Raw genomic sequence first — 13,041 nt, 5'->3', positions numbered from 1 at the left:
CGGTGTTCGCGGGCAAGCCCACCCCTCTCGCAAACAACCCCGCCCCCGCGGCACGAACAAGATTGAACCCTTGCAAAACTGCCAAGGTCCATCCTTTAGGCCCACCTTCCCGAGGCCCCAGAGGAGACTCCCATGAAAGGTACCGCGCTTTCGGCCCTGTTCGCGGCCGCTACCCTGCTGGCTTCGCCGGTGTTCGCTGCTGACGACCTGTGCGCCATCAACCTGCAAAAAATCGACGACAGCATGGCCACCGCCGGCGCCACCTCCGAGGGCCTGGACAAAGCCGTGACTGAGCACGTCGACAAAGCCAAGGCTGCCCAGGCCTCGGGTGACACAAAGGAATGCATCGCCATCACCAGCAAAGTGCTGGAGCGCCTGGAAAAAACCGAGAAAGGCAGCGGTTCGGGCAGCGGCGGCGCCTAAGCCCTGGGCGGGCGACAGGACCAGCTGTCGACGTCGCCCGCACAATGGCGTATACTCCGGCTCACGTGCCGTAAGGTGCGTTAGCCAAGAGCTAGTGTAGGGGCCGATTAGGATTCGACGCCGGTAGCGAAACTCTAGGTGCATGCCGAGTTGGTAACAGAACTCGTAAATCCACTGTTGCAACTTTTATAGTTGCCAATGACGAAACCTTCGGCGCGGAGTACAAGCTGGCTGCGTAAGCAGTCCTCTTGACCCGTTGCTTCTGGTAGCTTCGGCTCCAGCAATCACTAGGGGATGCCTGTAAACCCGAACTGATTGTCATACAGAACAGGATCGTCGCGTAGCACGTTGTGGGCGAAGCGACTAAAACTTACACAACTCATCCAAAGCACCCTGCCCGTCGGGCGGCTGCGGATTAAATCAGTAGACACGGCTAAGCATGTAGTACCGACAGCGGAGTACTGGCGGNNAATACTAGGATAGACGGGGGTTCAAATCCCCCCGGCTCCACCAAATAATCCTTACAAATCAGGCACTTGGCGAATCGCGCAAGTGCCTTTTTTGTGTCTAGATGGGCCGTTTTGGCTGGGGAATGCCAGCTTTATGACAGCCCCACAACTGCTCGTAGAGTCATTTTTTGTGTGATGATGGGCATGACTGGTGTCGAGACCTCCAGGGGCTTGAGCGCGCACTCGAAGGCCTTGATGCATTGAAATCGAATAGATTGACAATCATAATTGGCGCCCTTTTCGTGGTTCATCCACAATTCGTCCACCGGTTATCCACAGCTAAGGGAGGGCGCGATGTCTACCTACACCGCTAGCAAAGCTCTCAACGAGCACTGGAACGGCTATTTGCCAGTTGATCCCGTCTACATTGCAAATCAGTACGGGATAGCCGTTTTTGCAGAAAAGGAACTGGATGACGTAGGTGCCAGTGGTGATTGCTACTACGACTCCAAAGGCCGACCTGTCATCCGGTACAACCCCTATGAGGCGCAAACCAGGCAGCGATTCACGATTGCCCATGAATTGGGTCATATCCTCTTGGGGCACATCAGGCCCGGCGAGCGGGCTCACCGAGACCCGAAGAGGAGCTATGACTCTTTTTACGAGCGTCCCATGGAGCGGCAAGCGAACGATTTTGCTGCACAGCTATTGATGCCTGAAACGGTCGTACGGATGGCCGCGAAACAAAACCCTAACCTTCGCGAACTGGCGTATGAATTCAACGTATCGATGGATGCGATCGGCTATAGAACACAAAACCTAGGAGTATCTATCTGGTGACCAATGGATCTGGTGAAAACGCAGCAGAAAAGGATGTTGATGAGTACGCTAAGGCGGGCCAACCTCAACAAATAAACGGCCAAGGTGGTGGCAAAGATGACCGGCCAGACGATAAGAATTGGCTTGCTATGGCGTCTTCGATCCAACACCTGAAGGAAGCGGTGGTGATCCTATCCGCTGCCGGTGTTTTGGTCTGGCTGCTGATAGTCCTTACGAGCCTCATGAACTCCATAATATCCTTGTTCCAAGAGGCTGTTCGGCTGCATTCAGCTCCCGTTACGGTAGTCAAGACAATGGATTGGCATGTTTTGGGGCTCGGGGTATCACTGATCATCGGGGTTTCCGCTATTTCCATTATCTTGCTGAAAAGTGTATTTGGCGGCGGAAAGCAAACACCGGATGGGCTAAAACTTTCGGATCTGCCTGTAGGTGAGTTCCTAGAGTCTTTGAAAAGCTGGTTCAAAAAATAGCATTATCTCCCAATGGTTTACCTCAGATAGAGCAATGCGTAATTCAATTCTATCTGAGGTCTTGAACAAGCCTGGCTGGTCACTCTGCGCTGGTTCTCACCATCACCTCCAGGCTGTCGGTCTTGCGCAGGCTGGCAGCGTCTTAGTGAAGCGGCGGCAAGGCCTTGCCACGAAGCTTGGAAATCGACCGCAATTGGTAGTCGGAAACCACCTGAAAGAGCGACTCCGCCAATAAGCGCAACCGCTCGACCTCTTCCGCCGGCGCGCCCCGGTCCTGGGCCAAGTGATACTCGCGCATGGCGTCAATGGCCTGCTGAATCAGCGGCTCGCCGGCCTCGACCATCCCTATGAAGGTGCGCTTGTCCACTGTCCTGCTCCGATCACTTGATCAGCACATTATAGGATGCTTCGCATGCGAGCCCCGCTATTCGGGCTTGGTCATAAGCTTTCGCCAATTCTCCCGCTCGAGCATCAGCCCGTGTGAGCAGGTCGGAGAGCACCATGGCGGCGCGGGTGGCTGCCTTGCCTCGGGCGATAGCACCGGTATCCGGGCCGGGGCAACTGACGGAGGCTGCGAGCTGGGCGGCGTCGTGCTGCAGCCGCTGGCCAGCAACATCGGCGCCAGCAGCCCCAGCGTCAGCCACCTGGTGTTGTTCGTGTGCATGGGCTCTCGCCTCCTCCTGCGCCTGGGCGCGTCGTTGTTCTTCCGCGCGGGCATCGCGCTGTCCCAACGCCTCGGCCAGCCGATCGCTGCTATCACGCTGCGCCGATGTGGCAAGCGCCTGACTGCGCTCCACCGACCGGCCATGCTGGTATATGCCCCAGTATGAAGCCAGCACCAGGGCCAATAGGCCCAGCCGCCCAGGCCAGGTCATACCAGCGCCCTTCGCACGCCCTCGTCAATGATCGCTTGGGGATACGGGTTGCCGCCGTTCTCATGGATGATGATGCTGAGCACCATCCCGCGCAGCGTGACCGGGTCCTTGATGCTGATCGGGTCGGTCGGCTTCACACCCAGGCGCCTGGCCACGGCCGAGGCGTAGGCCTGGGTGTCGTTCTCGTTGCTGGGCGCCCAGCGATTAATGGTTTCGAGCACCGTATCGATGCCCTTCCCGCCCACACCAGGCATGCCGTCTTTACCGCGGTAGTTAATCAGCAGCTTGCCCAGGGCGCGGATGCCATTTTCTGGATGGTCGAATCGCGCGAATCGCGGCTTGGCTACTCCCTCCTCCAGCCCTAGCTGGCCCTGCCATGCGTTGCGCGGGTTGTAATCGATGTTGCCGGGGTTCCGGTTGCGGACGCCGCGGGGTGTACTCATGGGTTTTCTCCAGACAAAAAGAAGCCCGCGCTGGGCGGGCTTGGTTGAAAAAATGGATGATCGTCAGGCGGTAGGCGCCTCAGGCTCCGGTGCTGGCTCTGCCGGATCCTTCGCGGTGACAGTTACCTTGGCGCTGTAGTCCTTGAGCACCTGGGCAGTGAATACCTGTGCAGTCGGAAAAAGGTTCAGGATCGCGCGGGCGCGGGTGTCCGCCTCGGCTTGGGTGGCGTAGCGTGTGTTGTTCTCGGCGTCGTAGGCGTTGCTGAGGTTGATGGCGATATAGGGCATGGTTTTCTCCAGACAAAAAGAAGCCCGCTCGATGGCGGGCATTGGTTAGTTGGCTTGGGTTCAAGCCTTGGGGTATTGCTGCTTGATCTGCTGCAGGGTCGAGAAAAACGGTTCTGCTTTGGGCATATGCCCTTGATTCATGGCATGCCACAGCATGTCCAGTTGTTCCTCCACCGGCGGATACTCGGCCGCACGGCGCTTGGCGTGGTCGCACTTATGCTGAATTTTCAAAGGTGAACTCCTGATCGCGGTAGGGCCAAAGGATGACCGTGACGTGGTAGGTGCCCGGCGCCGAGAACTCCAGCTCGATGTCACTGCCGTCAGCGATGTAGGTTTCGTTCTCGATGTTGACGGCGGCACCTTCGTGGACCCCCTTCAACCAGTGCCCTTGGAGTGCCGCCCCCATCCGGGGGCGCTCCTTGAGCATTTGCCCCATTACAAAGTGGTCAGCAATCCGTGCCGGGGTGGGCACTTGGATAAAGGGCCGGTCGGTGTTGAGCCTGATGATTTTCTTCCCGTGTTCGGGCGGACAGCTGACGGCAAACACGATCCGGCCATCAGTCTCATAGGCTGCATAGTGTTCAATGCTGCTCATCGCTTGGTTCCCATTGCATACAGGGTGTGGTTCTGAACGCCTACCCCCGAGTTCTCTCCCCACCACTTCACAGTGATGACGAAGTAACCCGGGCCCACGCCGATCGATCCCATCAGGTTAGGAAAACCATCCGCCCAGTCGCCGCCACCTTGAGCGATCACCAGGCCGTTGATATCCATTTGGAACATGTACTTGCGAATACCGCTGCCAAATCCTTGGTAGCCGCTGTATTGCGCAGTGATGAACCCTGCTTCATCCATTTGCACGCCGACGGCGATCAGGTTTTGCCACTGACCTACACCGACGCCGAGCACATTCCCGGGGCTATTAGCCGATACCGGCACCGTGACGGCGTTGCCACGGATGCGCAGCGTGTCAATTTCGGCCACCCCGATCTTGGCGGCCGTGATGGCACCGTCTGCGATCTTCGCGTTGCCAATACTGGCGCTCCGAATGTACGCGTCAGCAATAAATGTCTGACCACCCACGACAGAGAACGGTGACGAGAGCCCACCGCCATTCGCATTCAGCAAAATGAACTGGTCGGAATAGACAGCAAAAGCGGACTGAACAACGCCGTTTTGTTCGTTGATTCCGATGCCAAATCCTGCGAAATGATGAACACCGTACTGGTTATTAACCTGCACCCGCAGGGTGTACTGGGCGTTAAGCATTCCCTTCATGTTCGCCTGAGCCGTCGCAACCTGCTGCACAGCCGCATTGGTCGTGCCCAGCGACGCCTGGGTGGTCTGGATTTGCTTGCTCAGCGCCCCATCCCCATCAACCCGGGCTTTGGCTTCGTTCTGAATCGCCGCGTTGGCATCGCCTACGGCGGTGTACAACCCGTCGATACGCAATGTCTCTGCCGTCAGCTTGCTGCCCTGCTGTGTGACAGTGCTTTCAACTGACGACAGTGCACGGCTCGATGCGGCCGGGGCCACACGGCCCACGACAATCCAGTCAACGTCAAACACATCCCCGCTCACCGCCCCAAGATCCAGACGCAAGCGACTGATGGTGCTATCTACCCAGTCCGTGCCACCACTGTTCAGGTTTTCCATGTCCCATTCCACGATCGCCGAATCACCGATCGCCAAGCCTGGGTTAGGCAAGGTGGAATAGATGGTGGAGGAAAACCCGTGACCTGGGGTGGCGTAATAAAGCGTTCCACGCCAGCCGCTACCGCCCCTTCGGGTGATGCGCGCCCTGACCCTGGTGAACAGCGCGCCAGTAAGGCCAATAGCAGCCGCAGCGCTCTGCAGTTGAGGGTTGCTTGCAGTGGCTGTGACCTTCAAGAACCCGGTTCCAGCTACTGCAGTAGCGTTCGCGCCATACCATCCCTCAGCACCATTATCGAACTGCCAGGTGCACCCAGGCGCAGGGTCCAGGCCAACCGAGGCATCGGCCGCTTTCTGTACAGCAGCAACCGAGTTTCGCAAATCAAGGATGCTGCTCGACTGAGAAGCCAGGCCGCCTTCATTGCTAGTGACCCGCTGCGTCAGCGCATCGACCGACGAGGCGGAGGCCTTGGTCGCAACCTGAGTAAGCGCCGACTGTGCCGCCGCCGCCGCATCGGTAGCCGCTTTGTCGGTCACCGCCACCCAGGCGCTGCCGCTCCAGCGTTTGGGGGTGTTGGCGTTGCCGGTGGTGTCGATCCACAGGTTTTGGGGCAAACGGTCAGCCACGGCCGGGGCGGCCGCCTGGATGATCACCTTCCCTTTGCCACCTGCCAGCGTGTTCGCCGCATCAGCTGCCTGCTGCGCTGTGGTCACGTTGCCATTGGTCGTGGTGAGATTGTTTTCCAAACTGGTGGTCCGGCTCCCCACACTCGACAGCGTGCCAGCCTGCTGCGAGACCGCCGAACTGAGCGACTCAACAGCAGCGGAGGTCGCCGCTTGCTGGGCGCTGGCGACCTGACCGTTATCCCTCCAGCCCGTGACGCGGGTGCCCTCTTCGATCTGGTAGCGATCCGCCTCAATGTAGCCACCGCTGACTGATGCGCCGCCATACACCACAAATGCCGCGAACAGCTTGGTGGTGGTGGGGCCAGGGGTGAAGGTCACCGACAGACGCACCCAGGACTCACTTGCATCAGTCCTTGCCGCCCCCCAGCTCTCGGTCCCTGCTCCTGCCTCATTGGTCCCGTACACCCCGGGAAGAACCCGCAAGCCAGGGGTGCCCCGAAGGTACACGGATGCTGTGTAGGTCTTTCCGGGGACCGGCTTGAACCGTCCGGCCGACTTCACATAGGCCCGAGCCCAGGTTGCTGGGGACAGGCCTGACACATCCAGGCGCTGGGCCACACCAGAAGCCAAGGTAGATTGCACCAACGTAGGCGTGCGAATACCGCTCCCTGTCCCGTCGTGCCACCACCCGTCGGCCATCCCTGGGGTGCCGGGGTCCGCTCGCTCAAAGGACGGGTTGAAAACCAGATTCTCCCCGCCGACATCGCCTATGTTGTTATTCAGCTCAGTGAGCTGATTGGAAGCACTGGTCAGTCCCTGCTCGGTCTGGGTGATCCGCGTCCCTAACGCCGACGTCGCAGCGGCGCCGGCATCCAGCTGGGCCTGCTCGGTCACATCTTCAATGTCGAAGAAATCAAAGATGGCCTGCCCGCCCATGTTGTCGTAACCCGCGATGAGCATTGGCGAGAACCAGGCCGTGCCCTCCTTCAATCGCTTCGGGTCGGCCAGCGTACCCGCGCCGGCTCCGCCACCTTCGCTGCCGGTGGTATGGCCTTTGACATACACCTCGGCGATCAGCCACTCGCCTTGAGGAATCTTCCGGTTCGACAGCACCACATAGTGCGAGGAGCCCACGCTGTTCACGCCACTTGTTGCGATCCGGGTAACGCCGTCCTCGGCAAAGCAGTCAACGCCGGCATACGTACCTGGCGACCCGGCGCCCATCAGGACTTGCTGCACGCGAACGGTCAGCTTGTAGAGCCGCGAAGGGTCAAACCTGATCTTGCGCGTGGACGCGCCCCACCAAGCTCTGTTGGAGGCTCCGCCATTCAGGATCAAGGCAGCGCCCCGACTGATGCCGGCAGGTGCGCCGTACGAGGCAGTGGCACCGGCGCCGCTGTTGGTCGACACCCACTGGTCCATGGACATGTCCGAGAACACGCTTTGATAGACCTTGGTGGGCGAGTTGTCCAGAGCGCGGCCGATGGTGCTGCCCAGCGACACCACGTTGCTGCTGGTGGCAGTCAGGTCTCGTCCTTGCTGATCCACCTTGCTGTTCAGCGACTGCAGCGCACTGGCGTCGGCCTTCTTGGCCACCTCGGACAGGGCATTCGCCGCTGCGGCTGCGGCGTCGACGGCGACTTTATCGGTCACCGGCAGCCAACCCGACGTAGTCCAGCGTTTCGGGGTGTTGGCTCCGTTTGTTATGTCAATCCAAAGGTTCTGCGCAAGCTGGTCAGCGGCCGCTGGCGTCTCCCTTTGGACGATGACCTTACCCTTGCTGCCGGCCAGGTTGGACGCGGCCTGCGCCGCATTCTGCGCATTCGTCACGTTCTGATTGGTGGTGGTCAGGCTGTTTTCCAGCTGTACAGCTTGATTGCTGACCGAGGTTAGCCCTTGCTCGTTCTTCTCGACTCGAACGGCCAGCGCGTTGGTCGCCGTGGCGCCGGCATCGATCTGAGCCTGCTCGGTGACGTCTTCAATCAAGAAGTAGTCAACCGCCAACTCACCGCCGATGTTGTTGTAACCGGCAACCAGCATCGGTGAAATCCAGGCAATCCCAGTCTTCAACCGCTTGGGATCGGCAACGGTACCGGCACCTGCCCCACCCCCTTCACTGCCAACGGTGTAGCCTTTGACATGGGTGGTGAACTCCATCCATTCACCAATCGGGTGCGATCTGCCAGCAGTGATCACATAGTGCGAAGAGTCCTTGGTGTTGGCACCACTGGAGTTGATCCGGGTTACGCCGTCTTCGGCAAATCCGTCCACCCCGGCATAGGTGATTGGATTGCCCTTGCCGGCGGTTAACTGCTTGAACCGAATGGACAGCTTGTACAGCCGCGTCGGGTCAAACCTGATTTTGCGGGTCGAAGCGCCCCACCAGGTGGAATTGCCAGCGCCACCGCTGACCTTGATGGTTGCCCCGCTGGTGTTGCCTTCCTCATTGGAGAATACGGTGCTGGCCGTAGGGCCGCCGAACAGGTTCGCCCACTGGTCCACCGCCATGTCCGAGAACACGCTCTGATAGACCTTGGTCGGCGAATTGTCCTGGCTGGCCAGCAGCTTGGCATTGAGGTCGGTCAGCGACTTGCCCTGGGCCGATTGGGTCTGCCCCTGCTGCTTCACATCATTGCTCAAGGCCTGCACCGCAGCAGCTTCGGCCTTCTTGCTTACGGTGTCCGTGAGCGACACCAGCGCCTGGCTCTGCGACGACAGCTGCTGATCCTGCGCGGCGTCCTTCTGCTCGGTCGCTGTGACGCGGTTGGTCACCTGCTCCAAGGATTGAGAGCTGGCCTTGCCGTCGATGCTGGTCTGCATCCCGTCGAGGCGGGTCGCATGGGAAGACAGCTTGCCTTCTGCATCGCTGACGCGGGTAGTCAGGCCGCTCACAACACTCGCATCGGCCTTCTGCGCAACCTGATTGAGCGCCGACTGAGCGGCAGCCGCGGCATCGGTGGCCACCTTGTCGCTGACCGCCACCCAGGTGCTGCCGTTCCAGCGTTTGGGGGTGTTGGCGTTGCCAGTGGTGTCGATCCACAGGTTTTGGGGCAAACGGTCAGCCACGGCCGGGGCGGTCGACTGATACAGCACCTTGCCCTTGGCACCGGCCGCGTCGGACGCCGCTTGTGCCGCCTGCTGCGCCGTAGCGACGTTGCCGTTGGTAGTGGTCAGGCTGTTTTCCAGTGAGGTGGTCTTGCTCGACACGCTGGCCAGGTCGGCGCCCTGTTGGATCACCTTGGCGGACATCACATCGACAGCGGCCGCTGTGGCCGCTTGGTTACCGGCCTCGACCTGTCCATTGTCGCGCCAACCACTTGCTTGCGAACCCTCCTCCAGCTGGTACTGGTCCACTTCGATAAACCCGGCCGTGACGCCGGCCCCGCCATAGACAATCGCCGCTGGCCATACGTCGACGGTCTTATCGGTGGCGGTGAAGGTTACCGATACCCGCTGCCATGTCTCGGCCGCGTCGACTCGGTTGCCTGGCCATGAAACGCTGTTGGCCCCGGCCGCATCTCGGCTGTACACCTGCGCCAAAATCCGCAGCCCTGCAGTGCCCCGCATGTACACAGAAGCGGTGTAAACGGCGCCCGGCCGCACTTTGATCGCTTTGAGCGATGCGCGCAGGTAAACCCGGGCCCAACCGTTGGTGGGAATGTCGGTGACATCAAGGCGTTGCGCGACCCCTGCCGCAAGCGTCGAGGGAACCAAACTCGGGGTTCGGCTGCCGACGTTGCTTGAGCTGTCGTACCACCAGTACTGGGCCATCCCGTTGTTATCGGTTTGGCGCTCGAACGATGGGTTGTAGACCAGATTTTCCCCGCCCAGCGTCGGCAGCGCAGCATTGATGCTGACCAGTGCCTGGCCCTGCGCGGTGAGGTCTTGCCCCTGCTGGTTGACCAGGTTACTCAGGGCCTGCACGGTCGAGACTTCGGCCTTCTTGGCCACGCTGTCGGTGAGCGAGACGATGGCAGAACTCTGAGAGCTGATCTGCTGGTCTTGTGCGGCGTTCTTACCTTCGGTCGCGGTGACCCGGCTGGTGACCTGCTGCAGGGCGGCCGAGGTCGCCTTGCCGTCCAGGCTGGTCTGCATGCCATCCAGCCGCTGACCTTCGGCCACCAGCTTGCCCTCGGCATCCGAGACGCGCAGGGTCAGGTTGTTCACCACCGTGGCGTCAGCCTTGGTCTGGGCCAGCGCCAAAGCGCTCGCGGCCGCCGCCGCCGCATCCGTAGCAGCCTTGTCCGTGACCGCCACCCAGGCGCTGCCACTCCAGCGTTTCGGCGTGTTGGCGTTGCCCGTGGTATCGATCCAGAGATTCTGGGCCAGCCGATCGGCAGCGGCCGGGGCCGCCGCCTGGATGATCACCTTGCCCTTGCCACCTGCCAGCGTGTTTGCCGCTTCAGCTGCCTGCTGCGCGGTGGTCACGTTCTGGTTGGTGGAGGTCAGGCTGGCCTGCAGGCCGTTGAGCTGTGTGGCCTGCGCGGTCGTCTTGCCGTCCAGCGTGGTCACGTCGGTTTCGACCTTGGACACACGCGCAGCGGTACCGGCCGCCGTGACGATAGCCTGGCCAACATCCGTCCAGTAGGTAGCGTTCGGCGGCGGGTTGTTCTTCGGTACCGCCTTCAACGCCTGATACAGCTTGCCGTCGGCGCCCAGTGTGCCCTGGTTAATGCTGTAGGCCTTGTCCTTGTTGTACGGCAGCGAGCCGGCCAGAACAGACACGCTGTTGATCTGTTGCTGCAGGTCTGCCTTGGCGGCATCAACCTCCTGATCAACCGCGGCAATCTGTTGCTGGAGCGCGATTTTGGCGGCTTCGACATCCTGGTCTACCGCATTGATCTGCTGCTGCAACTCATCCCGCGCCACCGTCACCGACTCGTTGACCGACTGGATTGATGAATTGACCTCGGCAATCTGCTCGTTGAGCTCGTTGCGCACCTCACCAACGCGTTCATTAACCGAGCCGGGTCCATTCATGTCGACCAGGTCGATGCGTTCGGTCAGCTCCTTGCCCAACTCGCTCTCGGTGATCCTGCCCGCAATGACTTCCAGCATCTGGGTTGGATCACTGGATGTTGCAGCGGGCACAAATAGGAAATCACTCTTCCCGTACGCATTCGCCGACCGCACGTAGTAGAAGTACTCCTTGGCGAATGCCAGTCCAGTGTGGGTGAAGGTCAACCCTTGCCCCAAGTACACGGCGTCCGCGATCGGTGCCAAAGGGTTGGTGGTATAGAAGTATTCATAGGTACCGCCATTAAGGCTGCTCTGCCGGTTGGCTGGCACCAGCGTGATGGTGTCCACCGACGCGTAGAAGGCGCAGCTCTCGGGCACCGGCGGACCACCCACGTTGACATTGATGGTCGCCTCGCCCGAACGTGTGCCAGGGCCAAAGGCAATGACGCTCATGGTGTAGACACCCGACGTCAGGCCATTGATGTTGCAGCTGGCGGCTTCACCGCCGACCTTAAGGGACTGCACGACCTCAGTGCCCTTGCGGATCGTCACGGTGTAGCTCAGCACCGTCTGCAGCGGTGGCGTCCAGCTGAGTACGCCCTGAATGACCTCGGCCACGCCGCTCGGCGCCCAGGCCAAACCGGTGACAGCGGCCAGGCCGCCGACCGGCAGGTTGATAAACCCCAGCGGGTCGTAGGGCTGGCCCACAGCATCATCAAAGATGGCTTGCTCATACGGCTTGAGGGTCACCTTGCATGCATCAGCCGCCCCCATGGTCCATTCGGTGACCATGAACTCGCCAAGAATGTTCAGCGATGGCAGATCGACTTTGACTGCGCGCCCCGGACGGCAGTTGTAACCATTGAAGTTCAGCGGCACGGAGAGGGAGCCACCCGAGCGACGGCGGCGAAGGCTGATGTTTGCAAGCCGCTGCGCCAGGTAAGCATCTGTCACATAGGCAAACGACTGCGACTCAGCGAGCTCACCACCGTCTTTGGTGATCCAGTCCTGTATCGCGACCTCCGGGTAGTCGGTCTCTGCCCAGGCTTGGGCCGGGTCAACAAAAGTCCCGCGCATGGTGTTAATGGCATCGCTGTTGCTGACCTCGGTCGTACCCTCGACGGTACCGATCACCATGTCTTCGTTCACGGTGAAGTCGGCCGGCCCGTAGTAGGCGCCAACTTGGAGTGACCACCGGCCACCTACCCTGATCAGCGTCCCGGCACATGCCGACAGCAGGTTGTCCAGGACGGTGTTTCGCTTCTCATCGGCGCCAATGACCGCGCCAGCGAAGTAGCGAGGCGAAATTTTACCATCCGGGCCAAACACGGGCTCATCACAGACGTTGGCAGAGCTGGCGAAAGAATCGAATATGATTTCGTCGTCAGGAATCGCACAACGGTTGCGCAGATACCATAGGATCAGCAGCGCGGTGTTGGCCGAATAGCCCACTGCCCCGTTGTGTGGGTCATACACGTCGCTGCGCCCGCTCACCACGAAGCGCACATCAGGAATACCGGACGGGAACTTCTCTGCGTCATATTTGAACGACAGACGCACAAACGAAAGCCCGCGGCCGATCTGCTCCTGGCGCCAGTCTGGGCATTTGCTCAGCAGGAAAGCATTTACCTGGGCCGGATTGATGATGACTTCGGAGGTGGCATTCTCGCCCAGATCGGACAGCGGCCGCTCGTCCACGTAGATTTCGTCGACGCCTGCGATGGCGCCTTCGGAGAGGACGTAGACGATATGCAGCCACTCCCCACCGGTCTGGTCACCTGGTTCTTCCTGAACCCAAGCAAGCACACCGCCCGTGCTGGCCCGGCCGAGAATGAAGCGCACCGGTGCCTTGGACGAGCGTACGGTCTGGGAGCTGGGCTCAGAGCTGCTGGCACCTGAAGTCTTAGCAGCGCCGGTTAGGCCTGCAAAGATGCCCTGTACACCACCGAACACATCCTTGAACGCGCCCACTGGGTCGTAGAGCGCCTTGATGGGCGCAGTGACCAGCTTCACG

10 protein-coding genes and 1 other RNA gene are annotated in these 13,041 nt (G+C 60.4%); 4 read left to right on the top strand and 7 right to left on the bottom strand.

Translation table 11 applies throughout. The annotated features are described in order from the left end of the window. The first annotated feature begins 132 nt into the window (after positions 1-132). The 4 genes from G1E_RS00290 (at position 133) to G1E_RS00280 (ending at position 2,182) form a co-directional block, all read left to right on the top strand. Positions 133-423, top strand: coding sequence for a hypothetical protein (locus G1E_RS00290; protein ID WP_009685320.1), 291 nt, complete (start codon positions 133-135; stop codon positions 421-423). 99 nt (positions 424-522) lie between these two features. Further along, positions 523-936: a transfer-messenger RNA gene (gene ssrA / locus G1E_RS27160) on the top strand. Positions 937-1,226: 290 nt separating this feature from the next. Beyond that, positions 1,227-1,712 (top strand): ImmA/IrrE family metallo-endopeptidase, encoded by a 486-nt coding sequence (locus G1E_RS00285; protein ID WP_009685319.1) that lies wholly within the window; start codon positions 1,227-1,229, stop codon positions 1,710-1,712. Further along, complete coding sequence (locus tag G1E_RS00280) at positions 1,709-2,182, top strand: hypothetical protein (protein WP_009685318.1); 474 nt, start codon at positions 1,709-1,711, stop codon at positions 2,180-2,182. Before G1E_RS00285 ends, G1E_RS00280 begins: the two co-directional genes overlap by 4 nt. A gap of 142 nt (positions 2,183-2,324) precedes the next feature. Here G1E_RS00280 and G1E_RS00275 read toward each other — a convergent pair whose 3' ends face one another. The 7 genes from G1E_RS00275 to G1E_RS29035 all read right to left on the bottom strand — a co-directional run bounded on the left by G1E_RS00275 (position 2,325) and on the right by G1E_RS29035 (position 13,040). Further along, positions 2,325-2,549, bottom strand: a complete 225-nt coding sequence (locus G1E_RS00275) for a hypothetical protein (RefSeq protein WP_009685317.1) — start codon at positions 2,547-2,549, stop codon at positions 2,325-2,327. 13 nt (positions 2,550-2,562) lie between these two features. Continuing rightward, the gene (locus G1E_RS27155) at positions 2,563-3,057 is read right to left on the bottom strand and encodes a DUF2514 domain-containing protein (protein ID WP_084728174.1); all 495 of its coding nucleotides are present in this window, start codon (positions 3,055-3,057) and stop codon (positions 2,563-2,565) included. Beyond that, complete coding sequence (locus G1E_RS00265; protein WP_009685315.1) at positions 3,054-3,500, bottom strand: hypothetical protein; 447 nt, start codon at positions 3,498-3,500, stop codon at positions 3,054-3,056. Before G1E_RS00265 ends, G1E_RS27155 begins: the two co-directional genes overlap by 4 nt. Positions 3,501-3,563: 63 nt before the next feature. Continuing rightward, a complete protein-coding gene (locus tag G1E_RS00260) occupies positions 3,564-3,788 on the bottom strand; it encodes a hypothetical protein (RefSeq protein ID WP_009685314.1) in 225 nt (74 codons plus the stop codon). Positions 3,789-3,848: 60 nt separating this feature from the next. Next, positions 3,849-4,019, bottom strand: coding sequence for a hypothetical protein (locus G1E_RS28570; RefSeq protein WP_009685313.1), 171 nt, complete (start codon positions 4,017-4,019; stop codon positions 3,849-3,851). Continuing rightward, entirely contained in the window at positions 4,003-4,383 is a 381-nt protein-coding gene (locus tag G1E_RS00255; RefSeq protein WP_009685312.1) for a hypothetical protein, read from the bottom strand. The genes G1E_RS28570 and G1E_RS00255 overlap by 17 nt, the downstream gene beginning before the upstream one ends. Beyond that, positions 4,380-13,040, bottom strand: a complete 8,661-nt coding sequence (locus G1E_RS29035) for a carbohydrate binding domain-containing protein (RefSeq protein ID WP_047149535.1) — start codon at positions 13,038-13,040, stop codon at positions 4,380-4,382. The genes G1E_RS00255 and G1E_RS29035 overlap by 4 nt, the downstream gene beginning before the upstream one ends. Position 13,041 lies beyond the last annotated feature (1 nt).

It is taken from the genome of Pseudomonas sp. TJI-51 (assembly GCF_000190455.2).
Lineage (GTDB): Bacteria > Pseudomonadota > Gammaproteobacteria > Pseudomonadales > Pseudomonadaceae > Aquipseudomonas > Aquipseudomonas juntendi.
The sequence above is the reverse complement of the archived record's forward strand: the minus strand, read 5'-3'. Positions and strand labels throughout refer to the sequence as shown.